The sequence below is a fragment of the Rhodococcus sp. NPDC080181 genome (assembly GCF_040702225.1).
Taxonomy (GTDB): Bacteria; Actinomycetota; Actinomycetes; order Mycobacteriales; family Mycobacteriaceae; genus Rhodococcoides; species Rhodococcoides fascians.
Genome location: NZ_JBFBKN010000011.1, coordinates 148017 through 168113, shown reverse-complemented (window position 1 = coordinate 168113; position 20097 = coordinate 148017). Strand labels below are relative to the sequence as shown.

Genomic DNA, 20097 nt, shown 5'->3' with positions numbered 1-20097 from the left:
TGGTTTTACAGTGCAGGCGAGAGGGCAGCGGAGTCGAACATCGGCTGCGAGAACGTCTCTGCCGCAACGATCTGCTCGACGGGATCACGAGTGAGCTTGCGCGGGAACGACTTCTCGGGATAACCGACGGCGATGTGCGCGGCGGTGATGTAGTCGTCCGGGATCCCGAGCAGTTCGCGAATAGCGGGCTCCTCGTGGCACAGCAACGTCGTCACCGCGGTCGCGACGCCCTGGTCGCGCAGACTCAGGCAGAGGTTCTGCACGGTCGGGTAGATGGATGCGCCGCCGACGACGGAGAGTCGGCCGAGTTCGTGGTCGGTGGGGTGCAGTCCGTCCAGCGCGGCACAGACCACCACGATGGCGGGCACCTCGGCGAGGTGGCGGGCGAAGTAGTCGGCGTCCTGCACGGTCTTGGGCAATGCGCCGACGGCGACGGTTCCGCCGGTGATGCCGGCGAAGTAGGCGTCCCACATCGGGAGGTAGAGATCGGCAAGGGCCTGCTTGCGGGCTGCGTCGCGCACGACGATCCACCGCACGGGCTGACGGTTGCCGCCCTGCGGGCCGAAGCGGGCGACGTCGAACGCGGCCTTGAAGACCTCGTCGGGAACAGGATCGCTGAGGTACCGCCTGCAGGTGCCGGTGGTGCGCATCGCCTCGGTGAGTTCCATGGGTGTTTCCCTTCGCCTGTCCGCTGTTAGGTAGTGCCATGAAGCATCGTGTGGCGTGGGCCACATTGTCAAGGCTCGATTTGCTGTGAATTTCAAGATCGCGAATCTCTTGCGCGAAATTGCCTAACCATGGTTAGTTGAGCTGTCGGAGTCGGATGGAGCAGCGCGCAACAGGAGGTACCGGTGTCCACAGACGCAGCAACGGCAGCGGAGACCGTGGGTGGGGTTAATCGGGACCGGGTAGATCGGGCTCTCACCGCAGCCAACCTGCCCACGCTGGTGGCGGTGCTCTATCAGTTGACCGGCGATCCCAGGTGGCTCGCCGATCCGTATCGCCCCACGCGTAGTCGAGGCATGGACAACAACGACACGGGCGGATTCGACGACGCCGTGGCCGACCGCATTCGCGCCGCGGCGCTCGATGCAATATGTGCCTTTCACGAGGGCACGCCCATGGCGGTGCCGTCACCCGACTCGGAGCACCTCGTCGAGATGATCAGCGTGGCCGTCGGTGAGCAGGTTCCTCCCGAGTTCGGCGTCATGGTGGCCGAGGACATGGGCTTCACTGCGTCGGCCACTCCGGTGGCGGCTCCGAATGATCTGTCGGTCATCGTGATCGGTGCCGGCGTCTCCGGGATGCTCGCCGCCATCAAGCTGCACGAAGCAGGCATCAGTCATACAGTGCTCGAGAAGAACTCCGATGTGGGTGGCGGCTGGTTCGAGAACACCTACCCCGGTGCCGGTGTCGACACCCCGAGCCATCTCTACTCGTACTCCTTCGCGCCGCGGGCCTGGAGCACGCACTTCGGCAAGCGTGACGAGGTGTGGGAGTACCTCAGCGATGTCGCCTCCGAACACGATCTGCGGCAACGCATTCGCTTCGACACCGAAGTGGCAACCGCCGAGTATGACGCCCAGCGACAGGGCTGGACCGTCACGACGGTCGACGGCGAGATCCTGACCGCCGACGTGGTGATCACCGCTACCGGTCAGCTCAATCGGCCGAAGGTGCCCCATATCCTTGGGCTCGAGTCGTTCGACGGCCCGATCTTCCACACGGCGAACTGGCCGACCGATCTGGATCTCACCGGCAAGCGCGTCGCCATCGTCGGAACCGGGGCCAGTGCCATGCAGGTGCTGCCGGCCATCGCGTCGACGGTGGGGCATGCGACGGTCTTTCAGCGTTCGCCGCAATGGGTGTCCTCGAGCGACGTGTACTTCAGCGAGATGGGCGACGACGCCAACTACCTGATGGATGTCGTTCCGCTGTATCGGCTCTGGTACCGGACCAGGCTGGCCTGGAACTTCAACGATCGTGTGCACAGCTCGCTGCAGGTCGATCCCGAATGGGAGCATCCGCAGCGCTCTATCAACCCGATGAACGACGCGCATCGACGCGTGTTCACCCGCTACATCGAAGCCGAGCTCGAAGGCCGACCCGACCTCATCGAGAAGTCACTTCCCGATTACCCGCCCTTCGGCAAGCGGATGTTGCTCGACAACGGCTGGTACGCCGCGCTCAAGCGCGACAACGTCACCCTCATTGCCGACGCCGTCGCGTCCATCACCTCGAATTCGGTTGTTGCGCGGGATGGTTCGGAGACCGAGGTCGATGTGGTGATCCTCGCGACGGGGTTCGAGACCCACAAGCTGCTGACGCCGATCGACGTGCGCGGACGATCGGGTGAGTCCATCCGCGATATCTGGGGTCCCGAAGATGCGCACGCGTACCTCGGCATCACCGTCCCGGACTTTCCGAACTTCTTCATCACCTGCGGTCCAGGAACGGTATTGGGCCACGGGGGCAGCTACATCACCATCGCCGAATGCCAGGTGCGCTACATCGTCGATGTGTTGATCGACATGGTGGACAAGCGAATCGGAGCCATCGAGTGCAAGGCGGACGTGGAGACGGAGTATGTCCGCAAGCACGACGAGGCGCACGCGAAGATGATCTGGTCGCACGGTGGCATGGACAACTGGTACCGCAACGACGCCGGACGTGTGGTCTCGACACTGCCATGGCGCATCGTCGACTACTGGGAAATGACGCGGCGGGCCGATCTCGACGACTTCGTCACCGAGTCCCGTCGGGACCAGCTCGCCTGAAAGCCGTTCTCAGAACGCGATGTTGACGTCGCGGGAGATAACGAAGCCGTGGTCGCCGCTGTAGCAGGCAATGCCGCCCTCGGTGGAGCGGCAGAAGGTGCCGGTCACTCCGATGACCTGGCCGTATTCGAGTATTCGAGGCTCTCCGCTGCTCGGATCTCCGACGAAGATGCCTTGATTGGTGCAGATCTGTTCGACGGTGTCGTCCAGGTTGATCTTCACCCCGTAGGTGTTGTTCGCGGCGTTGGCGCACTCGCGTCCGGTGTTTCCCGGCACCGAGTAGCGAACCTGACAGCCCACGATGGTTCCGGGTGCGTTGGATGAGTTGAAGCCGCAGAACACGTTGCCGCTGGGGGACTGGAAGAAGTATTGGCCGCCGGGTTGTTCGTAATCTCGGGCATCGACGTTGACGTCGTCGCGGTTGGGGGCAGGTAGCACAGCGGGGATGCCTTGCTCGACGGGTATAGCCGGCACCGGGGCAGCGTCGGGGATCTCTCCGGTGGGTCCGGGGCCACTGCCGCCGTCGGAGTCGGTGTAGCCGTTGGCCGACGGAGCTGCGGCTGCAGTGGTGGTGGGCGGTGACGCGGCTCCTGTGAGTTCCTCGGATCCGCAGGCGATGGCTGCGAAACCGGTAGCGGCGATCAGTGCGCACGTGGCCACGACTCTGCGGACTCGACTCATTTTGTTCGTCCTCACCGGCGTCTGCACAGTGCATCACCTCTGATCAGAGAATCAAACGGGCCAAGTGGTCTGTTAACGTCTTTCGTGTCACGACCCCGTCACGAATCGGTATACGAGTGGTCCTTTTGTCGTGATTGCTGCGAGGGTGGGTCGGGAAAAGAACCCAGAAGCGCTCGATGCTTCAGGTTCGACCTCGAGTGGTCGGTCCGGTGTCGCAAACGAACCCGGTATTCCATTGTGCGACGTATCGGAAGGCGTGCTGTATGCGAAAGACGTTGAGGCGAGCGGTTGTATCGATCGCACTGACCGTTCCCTTGATTCTTGGCATCGGCGCAGGAACGGCTGCGGCAGCGCCGCAGACCACGCTGCTCCAGATTCCGGTCGTCACCGGTTTCCAGATCGCACCGGGAGCAGTGCCCGGTGGGCTGTTCCAGACAATTCCGATGAAGGCCACGGTCGGTACCGAGCCGGGTGTTCTGCTGTTGTCCGCGGCGAATATCGCACCGTATGCAGACCAGTATCCGTACCGAAGTCTCGGTGTGACTTGGCGGAACTGGGACATCGGGTTTCGTGGAACCGTGGGACTGAGGCACTGGCAGGAGAGCCCCAACCCGGGCCCGCCGAACGACCTGCCACCACTACAAGGCGAGCAGTACCCGCGCGAAGTAGCCCTGCCCACGGGGAGTGGGTGGGTCGAGATCACCGTGACTCACTACCGCGATTACTACGACGGCGAGCCCTACGTCGACACGCTGATCCCGGGCAAAGGCTTGATCTACGTGCCCTGATCGCACCTACGAAAGGAAACTCGATGAGGACATCGATCCGATGCGGAGTCGCCGCCCTGGCGCTGTCCGTCCCCCTGGCCTTCGGCGTAGGTGCCGGAACTGCAACCGCTGCGCCGCAGGAGTCGGTACTGCAGGTGCCTGTCGTCACCGGGCCGGAATTCGTCCCTGCAGGCGTTCCCGGCGGGCTGATCCAGACCATTCCGATTCGCGCGGTGGTCGGGGAGAAGCCGGGTGAGGTGCGTTTCTCGGCCGCCGACATCCGGCCGTACTACTACCAGTTCGCTTACCGGCACCTGACGGTCAACTGGCGCAACCTGTCCACCGGTGAGGCAGGCTCCGCCGGCTTGCGGCACTGGAACGACGAGATCGATCGGACTCAGCCGGCCAATCAGGGTGGTCCGCAGGCTTACCGCCTGCCGACCGAGGTGACGGTTCGCACGGGTGCGGGTCCGGTGTTCGTAACGGTGACCCACGACCGCGAGAATCCCGATGCGTCGAACGCTCTGATCCCCGGCTTGGGTGTGCTGTTGGTGCCATGATGTGTGGCATTGGTCGCCGTACTGCGAAAAGTGCCATGCTCGTACACTGTGAATGGCAAGCTGATTCAGAACAACGTGGGTGCGGTGTAGCGGCCGTTCCGTGCTTCGTTCAAGCGGGCACTCCAGCGCTGCACGAGCCACATTTCGACGAGCTCAGGGCTGGTGCCGATGTCGGTCGCCCAGTGGCTGATGAGTTCGACGTAACGGTCGTAACGGCGACGAGTGAAGCCGGTGACGGACGGGTCTTCGAGCCACCCTTCGTGGATGAGTGTCGAGACTCCGTATTGGTCGATTAACTGCGCCGGGCCGCCGTAGACCGACGCCTTCACGGCCCACAGGAACGTGGCCATCAGCGACATTCCGACGCCGGGCGCATCGGGCCAGCCGGACCAGGTCGAGTTCGGATGGTCGGGCACTACGCGATTGCGTACGCAGCTGTCGAGGACAGCAAGGGTCTTGGCGACGGGGTTCTCGTCGGGACGGTTCAGGTGTGGGTTCATGACGTCCGGGAACCGTCGCTTCGCTCTGCGGTGCCGGTGACTGCCCTGCCACGCCGCGCAAAGAAACAGCAGGCCGAGCGAAGCGTGTTCGCCGTCAGCCAGATCGGTTCCGATCCGAAGATCGTTGCGCTGCACGGTCGCGCCGCCGTACTCGACGATTTCTCCGTCGAGGTTGCGGCCGCGCAGCCGAAGATCGTGGCCTGCTCGGTCGAGGTGGCCGTTCCACCAATCCAGGTCCACCTCCACACCGTCGTCGAGGACGTGCAGGTCGTAGCTGCGGTGCTGACACCACTGCACACAGGCCGTGGGCGGAGTGAACCCCTCGTCGAGTCGTGACATACCGCCATTGAAGCATCGGGTACCGACACATTCGGCGGCGTTTCTGATGTCGATGCGGACTGTCGGTCTCATATGGAACTGTGGGGTCTGGTTAGCCATCAGAACGAACAGGGGAGTGCCGGTGCCGGTTGCCGACAATGCAGTCGACAGGCCACTCGTCGACGTGGTGATCGACGCCATCGACGCGGACGATGAGCTGTCCGACGAGGCCAAGTACTACGTACTGGCAGCGCTCGAAGGGCCGACAGCACTACAGGAGCTGCTCGACGGCATCTCGACCCCGCACGTTCCGGAACCGTCGGGTAGCCAGCTCGTCGAAGAGCCGGTCGGTGCATTTCTGACCTCGATCACTGTCGCGGGATTCCGCGGCATTGGGCCGAAGGCAGCGCTGGAGCTACACCCCGCGCCTGGGATCACGATCGTCAGTGGCCGCAACGGATCAGGCAAGTCGAGCTTTGCCGAGGCCCTCGATTCGAGATCAATGGCAGGGCGTTCATGCTGAGCAGTTGGGCACGAGAGTGAGGTAGCAGTCATACGGTCGCACAAAGCAGCCGAGGCCGTTGCGATGGTTTGGAAGAGGCCGAGTTCCGCATGCCACCATCGTGCGGATGATCTGGCACCGACAGGATTGGCCAGCGCTTGTCGTGAAGAACTTCAACCGGGACGTGGACACGCCGCAGATCAGCTGAGGCGTCAAGTTCCGCGCAGACTGCGAACGTGTCAGAGGCAGCTTGTATGGTCGCAATTCCATCCGAAGACAGGGAAGAAATTGTGCCAACCAAACTGGGAAATCCGCTTGCAGTGACCATTCATCCGCGTGCGATCGCGTCGTGGTCAGACATCAGGAGCGACCTGAAGTTGCAGGCAGAGATCGAAGCGGCGCACCTCTACATGGTCGTCGTTCGACCGACTGTTCGAGCTTGTGCGGACGCCGAAGGGGTCGAATTGTATTCCGATGAATGCGAGGGGATTCCTGGCTACACTGGCAAACTGTCAACCTCTCAATTTGAGCTTTTCGATTATGGAAGGAAGTTCCGAGACATTTCCGATGGGGCCTGGTGCTATTCTCATGACGCGGCCGCTGAAGCTCTTTACGATGACCTACGGGTCGGAGCAATGGACCTCGAATGCTACCTACGCTTGATCAGCTGGAAGATTTGCTATGTCGGCATGTCATACGGCGGGGGATACGGGTCCTTGGCAGGTAGATTGCTGAGACACGAAACAATTCTACAGATCATGGATGACTATAGTGGCCTCCCATTTGATATCAGAATCATCCCACTAACGTGCGTCCAGTCTGCCCTGCATTTCAGGACGACGCATGTAGAGTCGCCATCGCCCAATCCGGGCAGCGTGCAGAAGTTTGTCTCAGACGACGGCGTTCTTGAATCTACTGGCCTTGTGGGTGTAATTGAGAATATCTTGATCACGTACTTCAAGCCAAGATACAACAAGAATCTCAAGATTTGGCCTGCGTCGAAACACTCGAGAGCGATTGCGGCACTCAATGTTGATTCGCTAGTGGTCGATTTTGACGGCAGTGCAGACACTTTTGCACTTAGTACCGAGCATCGGTCGGAGCCTGAACGGGGGTTCGTGCTAACAGCTGAACTTGCGGGTGCACAACGGATTTGGAACTCGACCTACCCGGCCGGACTTGGATACGAACGCTCCGTCGCCTACGATCCACAAGACCCGATGTCCATTCTCAACGCCGTGGTTACCGACTACCGCACGTCCCGCCCTCACGCTACTTTCCGTGTGAACGCAGCTGTTGGATGACTTGCTCGCGCGGCTACTTAGTTATCGGTGAATCCAACAACTCCGACCTTTTGCCACTCCAGGTGACCACGAGTTCATCCCGAGCCCGACTGGCTGCGACGTAGAGGAGCGAACGTTCTCTCAAAAGGGCCTCCTCGCGCTCCTCCGTCGGAACCGAACGAAGAGTCGCCGCCGACGGCACGTGAGTGTTATCGATTCCGGCGAGGACGACCCGCGAGAACTCCATTCCCTTTGCTCTGTGCATTGTGAGAACCTGCACGTGATCAGGGGACGCAGGGTTGTTGTCGAGTGCGCGGGCCTCGACTCCACGCTCGCCTAGAGCACGTACAAATTGGCTTCGATCGTTCACCCCGCGGGTGAGGACTGCGATCGTGGACGGGTCGACGGCGGGCGAATCGGATCCCTGCGGTGGCGTGATCCAGTTCCTCACGAGGTCTGCCACTTTATCGAGTTCGTCAGCGGCATCTGCGCATTCGACGAGTTGAGGGTTGGGGCCGAGCCGTGCGGACCGGTATTCGTCCGTTGACTCCGCACCCTGTTCCAGGTCCTTGTAGTCAGCACCTGACAGGATGCTGACTGCAAAGTGGAGGTTCTGTGCGGTGGTCCGATAATTGAGTGTCAGGCGCTTCGATCGACCTACGATCTTGATCCCGAACCGGGACAATACAATCGGCTGACCGTAGATTCGCTGGTGCGAGTCTTCGGCGATGAAGAGGTCGTTCGCGCTTTCGGCTACGAGGTTCCGCAACAGTGCCCAGTGTGTCGCGTGTAGGTCCTGTGCCTCGTCGACGAGTACGTGATCAGCGAAAAAGTCCTTGCCGGCTTCGACGCGCAACCTCAGCTGTTCGGCGGCTAAAGCCAGGATCTCCGGAAAGCTCAGGCTGCCATCCATTCGGCTTTGTCGACGGTACGCTTCGACCACTTTCCACACCGCGATTCGTTGCGGACGGCTGAGTCGAACCCCGCGGCCAGGGCGGGCAACCTTCGCATACTGTTCGAGAGTGGTTACCTTGTTCGCGAGAATTACTGCAACATATTCGTTTTCGAGGAACCCGGGCGTTGCAAGTTTGGTGTCGAGGCCGCTGCTGACAGACTGGACCACATCCCGCCAGACTTTGTCGGTGTTGGTTCGATTGTTGGTCAGTTCTACGCCGCGGTACCCGAGAACGTTCTCGGCAGCATCTGCGACGTCGCCGCCCTGGTTTAGCGCGGCGTTTCCGAGGGCGTCGACTCCACCGACATAAATTCCCGGTTCGCCGAGACGGTTCGCGATCACGACCTTGGGGTCAAGACTTTGGAGGGCCGTTTTGAGATCGGCGGCGAGCGTTCGGTTGTAGGTGGTCAGGACAATCCTGGCACCTGAATCTGCTTTGGCGAGCCGCTGAGCACGGTGGATCGCTACGACCGTCTTACCGGTGCCAGCTCCACCTGAGAGCCTGAACGCGCCATTGTGATTCTGCTCGACGTACTTTCGCTGTTCTGGGTGCAGGAATGTGCGCCAGGCGGCGAAGTCGCCGCCCTCGATGACCCGGCGGAGTTCCTCGTCGTCTTCGACGAAGGTGAACTGCATCTTCGACGCGGGGAGTTCGAGAGCTTTGAGAATCTTCTCGTCTTCGTCGAGGTCTTCGTCGATGGGGTTCTCTGTGAATCCGTGCTTTTCGCGGATGCTGTCGATGTGCAGTCCGGTTGCCAAGTCGAGGAGAGCACTGCCTTGCCAACCGACGGCGTTGGCCGCGATGTCGAGGAGCACATCTTCGTTTGCAGCCGTGTGTGCACGCTCTGCAAGCTCTTGTTCCAGGCCGAGACGGTCAGTGAGGTCGCTGAGACTGAATCGTTCTGCGAGGTATCCCTTGGCCTGAGCTTTCAGCGCGCGGTCGAGTTCGCCCCGTGGGTCGGGGACGACTGTTCGTTTCTTGCGATCGTCTTCCCCGTCGAGTTCGCCGATGATGCCTTCGAGAACGCCGTTGATCGGGTTTATTCGTAGCCGAGACCGTTCTGCCAGCTTGTTGGCCTCGTCATGAGGCCATGTGCCCATGTAGATGAAGGTTGGGTCGTCGCCGAGCTTGTCGTCGACCTTGAACAGAATCGCGCGGAAGTGCTGGTCCACTCGTCCGGTGCGGACCCGTGGATCGACCGCGGCGTTGAGCGGTTCGATATGTAGGCCTGGGGTGGTGTGATTGACGGAGAGCTTCTCGATGAAGGCCCACACCTTGTCTTTAGTGCCCTTGTCGAGCTTCCGCATCGCTTTGGTGTTCGACGCAATGACCAGGTTTGCCATTACTGCTCTCCATTCGAAGTCAACGTAGTCAGCCACTGCAAGGTTGTTCCTGCGGCAATCAACCGATGGAACTGAGGCATCATGGTCTCGATCTGCAGCATCATGCTCACCGCCGCGAGAATGTCGTCAGTCGATGCGGCCGCGATAAAGTCCGCCGATTCGAGATGCGTGAGGTTCTTGCCCGGTAGCGCGGCCTGAGGGTCGCCTACAGCGAACGCGGCAAACGCTTGAGTGAACTCGTCTCGAAGGTGGCGAGTGTCTTCCTCCGTTACGGCGGTTGACGCAAGTTCTTCCATTTTGGGCAAGAACTTGATCAACTCCGAATACGGGCTGGAAGCAGTTGTTTCGTCCTCGACTTCTGCCAAGTCCGTATTGCGAAGCGTGAAGATCAGGTCGTCGGTATCCACGTCGAGGTGGTCGAACAGCTTTCGCAGGACCGCGAGTTTTGCGCGAGTTGAAGTCGCTGTCACCACCGTCAATCCTGGCACTATCAGAGACTCCCTGGGGGAAATCTGTTCTAGGTCCTCTGCTATTGCAAAGTCGCTTGACTCATCGGCGTAGGCAAATACTTCTTCTCGACGTAGGTCCACGAGGGTCCGGATAACTTCGACAAAGGCGTCTTTCCAGCTCGTCACGGTTTTGTTTGCATCTCCGAACTCAAACGAGACGATGGTGCGGTTGGTGAACGACTCGTCGTCGCCCATAGGTACCGACGGCAGCGGAGGTGCGAAAGGTTCGAAGACTGTAGACGGCAGCGGCCAGTAAGCGAGAGCGACCTCCGTCAGTGCATGCGTGCGTGCCTCGAGCTGCTCTTGAGTCCATACATCGGAGTTCTTCAACAGCAAGTTGAGCCTGTACGGCGAATCATCGAATCCGTTGTCGCGCTTCTTCTTTTCCAAAAATGTAGAGTTCGAATAACTAGAGTTGTATCCAGTAACCGTCAGATTGCCGATCCGATTGCACCAAGTCGCGTGGATTGCGTCGGCGTCTTCACCGAGGTCTGTACGCCACGCAGAGGTAAGTGTCTGGGGCATGATGTGTTCGATACTGATCGACTGGCTTTCCAACGCGCCGGCGATGTCATGGGTATCATTGGACCAGTTGTTCTCTAGGCACTCGAAAAGGTAGCTGCGGTTTTCGCCTTTTATATTATAGAGGTTGCGGGTCGTAAAAGATTCAGTGAACTCGTCGTCGGTAGGGAATCGGCTTGACGTGGTGCGCCGGCGGAGCGAATACGTTAAAACATCTGCGAACAAATCGTTTTCGCCGCGAAGACGATGAACCTCAGAGTATAAGGTAGTGAAAATCCTATTGAGGGACTGTGTGGGCACGCCACTGATGAACCTCCTGAAAAGATAGGAATCGAGGATCACGATAACTCGAGTGAAGTCTTCAGCGGACACACTTCCAGCCTTCAACTCAGCAAGCAGAGGCATGGTGAGTGGCAGTGTCACGTCGTGTTTGACCATGTTGAAGCGGCGCAATCGTTTATCCGCTGTTCCTACACCTGTAGTGGCGGTGTTCAGTTCGCGGCTGTACTCGGCATAATCGCGCATATCGGAAAGGAGTTCCCGTGTGCTTGTCTTGGCGTGTAGTTGATAGTCGCGGAATGCTTCGTAAACCGCATCCTGGCGGGGTGTCTTGCCTGTCTTGGAGACTAGGTAGAATCGGATAAACCAGTCGGTGCGATATTCGACTGACTTCTCGATGCGGTTCCAGTAATTCTCGTACAGGTCTTCTTGCTCGTGGCTCGGCTGGTGCATCAGTACAACGTTGCGGATCTTGTCGGACTCGCTTAGTTCAAGCCCTGTGGAGTTGATACTCTCGAAGATGCGCTGGGGATCGTCCTGCTGCTCCAAGTCCAGCGCCATAACTTGCAGGCGGAAGATCGCGGTCCAGATCTGGTCCCCATCGAGTTCTCCTTCGGCGATCCGCTGGCGGAAGTATCGGTAATTCGCGGTGATAGCGGATGTCTCGATCAGCGCGTCTCCGCGCAGGAGTCGGCTATACGCATCATTGTCGTTCTTGACCGGCTTGAGCTTGAACTTAACCGCGTCGTTCCTGGCCTTGAGGACGAGATAACTGTCGCGAATGTCGGACGCCAGGTTTGGATCCTGCGAGGAAGTAGTGCCGTCGTCGAGCGAGTGGACCAGTGCCAGCATCAGCAGGCTGGTAGTAGTCAGCCGTTGTTGGCCGTCGATCACAACGTATTTGAACGAAGTCTCTGGGTTGCCCACAATTGCGCCGAAGAAGTGCGTTTTGCGGTCTTCGCGGATGATGTCGATCAGATCGTCGAACAGTCTGGCGCAGTGCTTGACCTTCCAGTCGTAGTTTCGCTGATAGACAGGAATCCAAAGGTGTTTGCTGTTGCCATCGAACAGTTCCGTGATTCGACTGATGCTGCCCTGCACTGGTTACCTCTTCTCCTGGTCCCGCATTGCTCGTTCAGTCTCACAGTCACTATGTCAGCCGACTACGACGTGCTCCGCAGAGCCACCGCAATCTGTTCGACGTCAGGTGTGCAGAGGATCCAGCCCGCTTCGGACATCGTATTTGTAGTCGCGTCGTCGGGAGCAAACATCACACCTATGCGCACGTCACGCCACGCGAAATCGACGACCTCGCCGTCGTCGGTCTCGAATCCGACGGTCGGGACGGGCAAGTCTGTTGCTGCGAGCTCGATTACGAACCTCTTCTCAGCGTCGGACACGGTCGAGTCGTAGACCACTTGCCACTCCGGGGTGAGTTCGGCCATGGGTGACGCAGCAGGTGCGCTGGCACCGGCCTCAATGAGGCTTCGGGTAGTGACTAGGTGATTCCCGCTCAGTCCCAGCCAATTCGATAGTCGTAGCCATTCCTTCCACGCACGGCCGTCGTGAATGTCAAGCTTGTCGTCTCGGTCATCGACGACGAGGACAGCCTTGATGTTTCGGGACCCTTGGAGCATGGCGGCTGTCACTGCTAGTGGACCATCGACGTGTGACCAGCACATGTCGCTGCCCTCGCCGAACGCGACGGGGCCACCGTTTAGGAGGCTGAGCGCGTTACCAGTGACAGTGCCACCGTCACCTTTCGCTCGGTTGTCCGCGCGCACCAGCGCCATCGGTAGCCATTTTCCGACCGACTCCCACGCTTCCAGATCAGGATCTTGGATGAAAGCGAGCAGCGTGGTGACGGGGTCTGCGGAGAGCTGTTTGATGATCGCTGGGCGCAGCGCTCCAGCTTTCATTGCGGTCGACGAGCCATTGTCGGTCAGCCATGAAGGCTGGACCGTTTCATTTGTCTTGAAGCGCTGCAAGTCTTCGTGTCCGAACGACCACACCAGGTGTCCAGTGTCTCGAAGAATTGCTCGCTTCGCGGCATCGTCGGCGACACGGTTGTAGCCAGGCGTGGCGTGAAACTTTCTGCCGTCCGCGAAGATCGCGATGCGCGGGACCTCGGAATCATTCGTTGCGAGCTCGAAGTCGGGCTTCGAGTTGGCCATGTGCACCTGGGGTGTGAGTTTCCAGGTACGAATCTTTCTGCCAGGCAACACGATGGTTGCCGACGGGCCGTAGGTGCCGGGGGTTTCCTTGACGGTTGCGCCCATTGCGCGCATACGCTCGACGAATGCAACATAGAACTCTTTCTCCAGCGGTGACTCGCCGCCGCCGATCGGCTTGCCGCGACGACCTTCCCTGACCGATTTGACCCACTCTTCGCGATTCGATTCGATGTCGTCATCCACATCGAGAAGATCGTTCAGCACCCGCAGAGCGGTCATGCGGGAGACCTTGTCCAGCTCATGGGGTGGCGCGAATGGGAGAAGGCACTTGTGGCACGCAAGCCGGTCGTATTCGGCGCAATCGCAATCGCGCACGACCGTCCGTGCTGCGTTGAGCACCGCCCAGACCTTCGCGGGGTCAGCAAACTCGGCAAGGTAGCCCGTGCCACCCGGCACGGTGTCGTGGATCAGCAGCGCGCGCTGGCTCGGGGCATAGAGAGCATCGGTGATGGTTGCGACGTCGAGGTGCTCGGGGGAGCCGCCAATCACCTGGCGAAGACCCAGCAGAATTGCCGCACTGAGGCTGGGGTGCGCGAATAGGTCGTACTCCAGCGACTTGGGTAGGTGCAGCAGTACGCCCTGGGTGCGGAGGGTGCGCGCCAACGCGATTTCGCGGACGTGTTCGGTTGCTGCGTTGCGGTGCCGGCACCAGCTGCGGTGTTCGTAGCGGTTATTGCGGCCTGCAGAGCGATCGAGCTGCCCACAGGACGAGCAGACACGGAACAGGCCAGTTGTGGTGTCTTGGCCGGCAATCGTTCGGGTGCCGCCCTGCGAGGTTCGGCGTCCCATGTTGAGCCAGCGAACGTCTATGCGGCGCAGATACTCTGCGCCGAACTCGTGGTTGTCGACGAACCACGCGCGCTCGACGTTGACGGGGTCGATGTCCGCAGCGGTGACGACGGTGAACGATTCCTTGTGCCGCTCGTCGCGGGCATCGCTGATCGCTGCCTCGTCGCGGCGGACCTCAGCGGAGACCCGCGACATCTCGACCACCTGCAGCTGCTGGCTGACGTCCGCGATTGCGCCGGTACCGCACCGCGGGCACGACGTCACCGCCGGCGCTTCCTCGCCCGCGAGTGTGATCCCCGCCCAGCCGCACTGGGGGCATAGCCGCCACGTGTGGATGTTGGATTCACCGGCCCCAAGATCTACGGCGTCGATACGAGCCGCCAGCCCCTGCGCGTAGAACGTGGCACCTGGTGCAAGTTCAGTCAGGGCGATGCGAGAGCCACGCTGGTAGCTGGTGGCCTCGCCCATGTATTGGTTCGTGTCCGGGTCGATCCAGGTGACGCCGACGTCGAGGGTGACGGCGTCGTCGAGCAGCGTGTAGTTGGGTAGTACGCCGTAGCGTTCGAGGACGCTGATCCAATAGTCGTCGGTCAGGTCGTGGATCTGACCACCGAGTAGCCTCAATGAGCCCTTTGCGGTTCGCAGATCGCGGAGGTCATCGTCGGTGGCGGCCGGCGAAGATGCGCGACGCTCGAATTCGTCCATCTCCGCGTCGACGGTGTCTCGCCGAGTGGTGAGTTCGGTGAGGTCGCGGTTCCAGCGATGCACGGCATCTTGCAAACTGATGGCAAGTCCACTTGGGCCTTCACCGTCCGCGGGGGTTGCCCACGTGCACAACGACTCACGAGTTTGTTCGTCGAGCACTTCGTCGAACTGCGCCAGGAATTCCTCGACGAGCAAATCGGCATCGGTATCAACGGCAGTGAGAAGCTCTGCCATCCAGCTGCCCGGGTCGAAACTTCCGAGTACGGCGCGAGCGCCGCGTGGCGCAATTGTGTTGGTGTCTCGGGCCAGTCGGTCGATCACATGCGCGACGTACTGCCGCTGCAACATCTCCTCGGCCGTCAGGAATGTCGCCGGTGGCCGAACCTCACCCTGGATCACGGACGTCGGGTCGTACAGCTTGGGAAGGTGTTCCCCGCGGCCACGGACGAACGCGAGTACCAACGAGTTCCCGGTCAGACGCCCAGCGCGCCCCACCCGCTGCAGGTACGAGGCAACCGTACGGGGCAGCGATCCAAGCATCACCGTGGACAGGTCGCCGATATCGATACCCATCTCCAACGTAGGGGTAGCGACGAGAACGTTCGGCGCCTGCGGGTCTGCGCCGCCGCGTTTGAACGCAGTTTCGTAGCTCAACCGGGTGGCAGTGGGCAGAAGCGACGTGTGCTCACGGGCAACGACGCGTTTCATCTCAGAGCTGTCGTAGAGCCGACGGTAGAAATTCTGCGATTTGGCTGCGCGGGCGAGGGTTCCAGGGCAGCGGACGAGCAAGCAAGGCGCACCATCTAATTGGTCGACGACAGTGATGCTGCCGGGTGTCGGTGTTTGGCACACGCTGCAGACCAGGAGGTGCCGGCCGGCAGCAAGATCGTCGTCCGCGGGAGCGGACACAATCACGGCCGCCGCTGGCAGGGCATAAGCGGTGAGGCCGCCCTCGGTGAGAACCGCGGTGAGCACACGCTGTTCGGCGAGGACCGAGAACAATGATCGCGCGAGGAAGCTGCCGTCGAACGGCGACACTCCCAAGCATTGCGACGCCCATCGGGCAAACCAGGACGCTGCCGACGTGATCGCATCGAATCCTTCAGGAACGGAACGAGATCCGACTGCAGGGAAGGCAGGTGCAGGTCGTCCTTTAGGGAACGCCGGCATGCCCTCACCTTTGGTGCGGCCGCCCCATACCCACCGGCGGTTGGCATCTTTCTCGACGTACTTGCGCAGCCATGGGTGATTGATTGCGCCGCGGGTGCGGACTCGTTCGACGGTGCCGCGGACCCAACGGGTGACCGCAGCAGAATCTGGTGCGCTGAGGGTCATTTGAAGCTCGGCGGCGTTGATCGCGGCGCGTCCGAGTTGGGCGGGGCGTCCGGGATCTCCCAAGCGGACCTCTGACACAGCGCTGCCAGTGAGTTCGAGGGTTCGCCCGAGCCGGGACTGCAACCCGAATTCGAGATCGATGTCGAATTCGAGACGACGACGTACCTTTGCGGTCGCCTTGTTGCGCGCCACGCTCGAAGAATCGGGCTTCCAGAATGGCTGGAACTCGTCGTGGTCGACGATATCGGGTGCCAGCAAGTGGTATCTGCGGGCTGGATCCTCACCGGCGCGCGCTATCACGGCATCAGAAAGTTCTGGGAGAGTGAGCGTCGAGGTCCCGATGGCGCTTCGTAGCGTGGAGCGGAGGCTGAGGGTGTGGGAGCGAGCTTGAACGAATCCCGCGCGGTGCGCGGCATCTTGGACGCTGTCGGTGAACATCAACGCCTTTTTCTCATGAGCGTCGAGGCGCACGTCACCGAAGAGGTTCGACAGTGTGACCGAGAGTTGTGTGGCAACAGCGCTTCCGAGGAACCGGATACCGTCGGCGACACCGCAGGCGGGACAGGTGTCGTTCTTGGACTCTTCCTCGACGTTGTCGCCTTTCAGTACCAGAACCGGCAGAACCTTGCCCTTGAGTTCGTCGGTGCTATCGGCGTCAGGTGCACTATCGGAGATTTCGCGGTCGTCGATGCGGAACCAGTGCAAACCCTCGACCTCTTCGCCGGGCGTGGATCTGGCGAGCAGAGCTTCGGCCGGCGCAGAAATCAACGCGCGAAAGCGTGACGCCCCTGAGGCGTGGTCGGCGCGAATCGAATCGTCGGTTACGTCCAAGGCGTGGCCGGTGGGGGCGAGTCGAGCGCCCCACCCAGAGCGGCCGCAGTGTCGGCAGTACAGCGCGGGTAGGTGCATGACATCGCTGTCCTCTTGCACTCCGTCATCGGACCAGCGGTAGGAAGTGTTCGTGGCGACAGCGCGGTCGATGCGCGAAAGCTCCCGAATCCACAGGTGCACATCAACACTCAGTGCTGATCGTCCCACTTCAGCGCGCAGATGGGAAAGTGCCGCGAACAGGTAGTCGAGGAATCGTTGTTGCGCCTGACGGCTGCGGTGCGTGTCGCGTTCGATGGCTGGAATCTCGAACACCGTGTCGGCGAGATCAGCCAGGGAGATAGCGTTGGTCGCGTTGTCGAGAAGCCGAGTCAGGAGCGGATGACCCTTGAGCAGACTCAACTGCTCCGTGGAGTCCAGGTGGCGTACGTCGTCGAGACCGAGGCGGCGATCTGAATCGAGATCGAATGCTGTGGTGAATAGTTCGTCGTGTTCGAATACCTCCGCCCGTTGAAATAGCTCCGCAAGCACGGCGGCGGTTAAGGCCGCGTTGCTCGGCGACCCGGAAGCGAACTCGTCGAGACGGGCCGAGGACTCGGCGACGGTCGGGGGGATGGGCTCGTAGAGGCGATCGAGTGACACATCGCGGTCGCTAAGCCACTCAGTGGCGGTGAGGCGAGTTTCACCGATAACTGCGTCGGCGTCGAACTTTTCGCCGAAGACTGTGCGCGCGAAGCTCAGCATCGCTGTGGGCTCAGCCTTGGAACCTAGAGTGGCGGACGTTGCGACGGGGGTGATTCGCCCGAGCGGACGGGCTCTGTCTGCGTCAGTGACGCGGGAGGAATCTGTCCAGTGCGCCTTCAGGGTGAGACCGAGGCGGCGCAACAGCATTGCGACGTCGGTTCCCTGTGCGCCGTCGTAGGTGTGGAATTCGTCGAGGACGACGTACTGCAGCGACTCGGCTGAGAGTCGCCAGATGTCGGCCCGGTCAGGGTGTAGAAGCAGGTGGTCGAGCATCTTGTAGTTCGTCAGCAGAATGTCCGGTGGAGCCGAGTGCATCAGCGAGCGATCGGTGATGAGGCCTTCGTTGCTGACTTTGGTTCGTCCACCGGTTGACTGCTCGCCGGTGTAGAGGCCAGCTGTAATGCCTGATAGCTCTGGGCTCGCGGCGATGACGCCCGCTAGGCGTTCGGCTTGGTCGTTGGCGAGCGCGTTCATCGGGTAAAGGATGAGGGCCTTCATCCCGGTGACGCCGGCGGCCTTGGCACGCAGAACGTGGTCGAGAATTGGGTAGACGAACGCCTCTGTTTTGCCGGAACCAGTGCCGGTTGTGACTAGCGTTGGTTGGGGGCGCGGCCTGAACTTGGTGGACAGGCGCTCGAATGCACCTGCCTGGTGCCCGTACGGGGTGAATCCTCCAGGCCACCAATCGAGTTGCACGCCCCAGTTGCCTCTGGCCGGGGCGTAGGGCAAGCGCAGGCGGACGTAGGGGCCTTTAAACATGCCAGTGTCTGGTTGTCCGACGAAGTCCGATAGCGCGCCCTGTGCGTCGGAGTCGGTGAGAGCGAACGTCGTGGCGAGGTAGTCAGTGAGACCCTCGCGCAGATTGTTGGCCTGAAGTGTCGGTAGGAGCGTTCCCATGCTTGGCTCTCCTTGCATATCGAGTGCGCGTCATGTCTTCCTGCGCCGGAAGACCACGGCCGCAAACTGCTGTTACTCTAACGTGAATTCTCCGAAATATTCTATGAATGCAAGGCTTAAAGTGTTGTAGGGTTTCTGGGGCGAAACTAGGCCCATGATCGATTCGTGCATTATTGAGCGAACTTGATCGTCTTCCGTGTTTGCCCAAGCGATAAGCAATACGTGAATTGACTTGAGCAATCCCTCGCGTTCCTCAAGAAGTTTGGTGCGATTTAGCTGGAGTTTTCTAATTGTTGTGTCGCCCCGTAAGCTCGACGGTTTGGACCAGGCGAAAGCTCCAAGAAAGGTAATGTGATCCGATGGGTCATCCACATACGGATTTAGAAGCGCAGCTTTCAGTGAATAGTAGTCACCCTTGTTCGAATTGCATACCGGGCAGCACAGTGTGAGATTGCTCCATTTCATTACGAGGTCAGGGAACAAAGACTTCGGTTGAATATGTTCGACATGTGCAGGTGCAACATCTTCGATGCTGCTCTCGCAGTACGCGCATTTACCGGCTGTTTCGTTCCGCAACGCATCTTTGAGTTCGTCGTTGCGCCACGGAGCACTTTTCGGGTTGGCTTTATAAGTTTCGGTAAGTTCGAAACCTCGGTGCGTCAAGATCGATGGGATGGGTCCTTTTTGGAGCTTTTTCACAGTTCTCCCTGCCGAGTTAAGGCATCAATGGTTGCTGGGAATTCACCCGACAACCCTGATTCTTCGAGACGCTCGATGAGATTTTGTAGCGCAATTCCCTTGTTTTGGCTATTGGAAAATTCGTTAATTATGGAGTTTAGTTGCTCCTCGACCCATGCCGGCAGCATTGTGGGAACGCCCAGGACGCGTCGAAGTGTCTCATCGGCTCCGCGAGATTTGTTCTCAAGGTCAAGGAGGCGACTTTCCACTTTGCCGTCGTCGAAATCCAATGCGTAGACGTTCGAGCTAGGAACGCTCGAAACGACAAATGGGCTATGGGTCGACACTATAAAGTTAATATTCGGAAAAACCTCTAAAAGGTCGGGGAGTAAAGTTCGTTGCAAGTTTGGATGGAGGTGGTTCTCCGGTTCGTCGAAGCAAACTGTGTATGTTGTTCTTTGAAAGGAACCAATTAAGATCATCCATACATATTCGATCAATGCGCTGATGCCGCCAGAAACTCCGTCGGCAGGAAATCGGCCAGAGCGAGTTTCGATGTACAGCTCAGGGGCCTCAACCTCAAGTCTGACGAACTCCAAGTCAGGGGGAAGTAGCTTCGCGAGAGCCGACTGGAATCCATTCCAGAGAAACCGAGCGGATTCGCTGGCGCGCACAGCGGATGTATCTTGGCTAAAGACGGCCGCTGCGATCAGCGATTCTTTGAGCTTAAGCGATGGGGCATTTTTTCCGAACTGCGTAGAATTCGCACTGGGGTATGCCCTTTTTAGCTGTTCGCTGATGTAATCGCTGAGCATAGCGTCAATATCCATGAACGAAGTGGGTATCGTCAATACGGGTGTGGGCGATGGAGGTGTGCGATGTGATGTCAC

At 60.0% G+C, this 20097-nt stretch carries 13 protein-coding genes; 5 read left to right on the top strand and 8 right to left on the bottom strand.

Features of this window, described 5'->3' with window-relative positions:
- Positions 1-5: 5 nt before the first annotated feature.
- Positions 6-668 carry a nitroreductase family protein gene (locus AB0O58_RS15000; RefSeq protein ID WP_032383742.1) on the bottom strand — a complete coding sequence of 221 codons (663 nt, stop codon included), beginning with the start codon at positions 666-668 and terminating at the stop codon, positions 6-8.
- A 183-nt stretch (positions 669-851) separates the two neighbouring features.
- Here AB0O58_RS15000 and AB0O58_RS14995 point away from each other — a divergent pair, with 183 nt between their 5' ends.
- A complete protein-coding gene (locus AB0O58_RS14995) occupies positions 852-2777 on the top strand; it encodes an NAD(P)/FAD-dependent oxidoreductase (protein ID WP_366238363.1) in 1926 nt (641 codons plus the stop codon).
- Positions 2778-2786: 9 nt separating this feature from the next.
- Here AB0O58_RS14995 and AB0O58_RS14990 read toward each other — a convergent pair whose 3' ends face one another.
- Positions 2787-3458 carry a hypothetical protein gene (locus AB0O58_RS14990; protein WP_366238362.1) on the bottom strand — a complete coding sequence of 224 codons (672 nt, stop codon included), beginning with the start codon at positions 3456-3458 and terminating at the stop codon, positions 2787-2789.
- A gap of 263 nt (positions 3459-3721) precedes the next feature.
- Here AB0O58_RS14990 and AB0O58_RS14985 point away from each other — a divergent pair, with 263 nt between their 5' ends.
- Entirely contained in the window at positions 3722-4246 is a 525-nt protein-coding gene (locus tag AB0O58_RS14985) for a hypothetical protein (RefSeq protein ID WP_366238361.1), read from the top strand.
- Between the two features lie 23 nt (positions 4247-4269).
- Positions 4270-4785 (top strand): hypothetical protein, encoded by a 516-nt coding sequence (locus AB0O58_RS14980; protein WP_366238360.1) that lies wholly within the window; start codon positions 4270-4272, stop codon positions 4783-4785.
- 65 nt (positions 4786-4850) lie between these two features.
- On the opposite strand, the gene AB0O58_RS14975 is transcribed toward AB0O58_RS14980, so the two are convergent.
- Positions 4851-5624 carry a hypothetical protein gene (locus AB0O58_RS14975; RefSeq protein WP_366238359.1) on the bottom strand — a complete coding sequence of 258 codons (774 nt, stop codon included), beginning with the start codon at positions 5622-5624 and terminating at the stop codon, positions 4851-4853.
- Between the two features lie 121 nt (positions 5625-5745).
- Here AB0O58_RS14975 and AB0O58_RS14970 point away from each other — a divergent pair, with 121 nt between their 5' ends.
- On the top strand, positions 5746-6126 hold the full coding sequence (locus tag AB0O58_RS14970) for an AAA family ATPase (RefSeq protein ID WP_366238358.1): 381 nt from the start codon (positions 5746-5748) through the stop codon (positions 6124-6126).
- Between the two features lie 215 nt (positions 6127-6341).
- On the top strand, positions 6342-7409 hold the full coding sequence (locus tag AB0O58_RS14965) for a hypothetical protein (RefSeq protein ID WP_366238357.1): 1068 nt from the start codon (positions 6342-6344) through the stop codon (positions 7407-7409).
- Positions 7410-7422: 13 nt separating this feature from the next.
- Here AB0O58_RS14965 and AB0O58_RS14960 read toward each other — a convergent pair whose 3' ends face one another.
- The 5 genes from AB0O58_RS14960 to AB0O58_RS14940 form a co-directional block, all read right to left on the bottom strand.
- Positions 7423-9687, bottom strand: coding sequence for a 3'-5' exonuclease (locus AB0O58_RS14960; protein ID WP_366238356.1), 2265 nt, complete (start codon positions 9685-9687; stop codon positions 7423-7425).
- On the bottom strand, positions 9687-12098 hold the full coding sequence (locus tag AB0O58_RS14955) for a DUF262 domain-containing protein (RefSeq protein WP_366238355.1): 2412 nt from the start codon (positions 12096-12098) through the stop codon (positions 9687-9689). Before AB0O58_RS14955 ends, AB0O58_RS14960 begins: the two co-directional genes overlap by 1 nt.
- Before the next feature lie 62 nt (positions 12099-12160).
- On the bottom strand, positions 12161-18529 hold the full coding sequence (locus AB0O58_RS14950; protein WP_366238354.1) for a DEAD/DEAH box helicase: 6369 nt from the start codon (positions 18527-18529) through the stop codon (positions 12161-12163).
- Between the two features lie 72 nt (positions 18530-18601).
- Positions 18602-19228 carry a retron system putative HNH endonuclease gene (locus AB0O58_RS14945; RefSeq protein ID WP_366238353.1) on the bottom strand — a complete coding sequence of 209 codons (627 nt, stop codon included), beginning with the start codon at positions 19226-19228 and terminating at the stop codon, positions 18602-18604.
- Positions 19225-20037 carry an AAA family ATPase gene (locus AB0O58_RS14940; protein WP_366238377.1) on the bottom strand — a complete coding sequence of 271 codons (813 nt, stop codon included), beginning with the start codon at positions 20035-20037 and terminating at the stop codon, positions 19225-19227. The genes AB0O58_RS14945 and AB0O58_RS14940 overlap by 4 nt, the downstream gene beginning before the upstream one ends.
- Positions 20038-20097 lie beyond the last annotated feature (60 nt).

Excerpts from the sequence above, each read along its gene's own strand:
- AB0O58_RS15000 (WP_032383742.1), bottom strand. The coding sequence starts at position 668 with ATGGAACTCACCGAGGCGATGCGCACCACCGGCACCTGCAGGCGGTAC.
- AB0O58_RS14990 (WP_366238362.1), bottom strand. The coding sequence starts at position 3,458 with ATGAGTCGAGTCCGCAGAGTCGTGGCCACGTGCGCACTGATCGCCGCT.
- AB0O58_RS14985 (WP_366238361.1), top strand. The coding sequence starts at position 3,722 with ATGCGAAAGACGTTGAGGCGAGCGGTTGTATCGATCGCACTGACCGTT.
- AB0O58_RS14980 (WP_366238360.1), top strand. The coding sequence starts at position 4,270 with ATGAGGACATCGATCCGATGCGGAGTCGCCGCCCTGGCGCTGTCCGTC.
- AB0O58_RS14975 (WP_366238359.1), bottom strand. The coding sequence starts at position 5,624 with ATGTCACGACTCGACGAGGGGTTCACTCCGCCCACGGCCTGTGTGCAG.
- AB0O58_RS14960 (WP_366238356.1), bottom strand. The coding sequence starts at position 9,687 with ATGGCAAACCTGGTCATTGCGTCGAACACCAAAGCGATGCGGAAGCTC.
- AB0O58_RS14950 (WP_366238354.1), bottom strand. The coding sequence starts at position 18,529 with ATGGGAACGCTCCTACCGACACTTCAGGCCAACAATCTGCGCGAGGGT.
- AB0O58_RS14940 (WP_366238377.1), bottom strand. The coding sequence starts at position 20,037 with ATGGATATTGACGCTATGCTCAGCGATTACATCAGCGAACAGCTAAAA.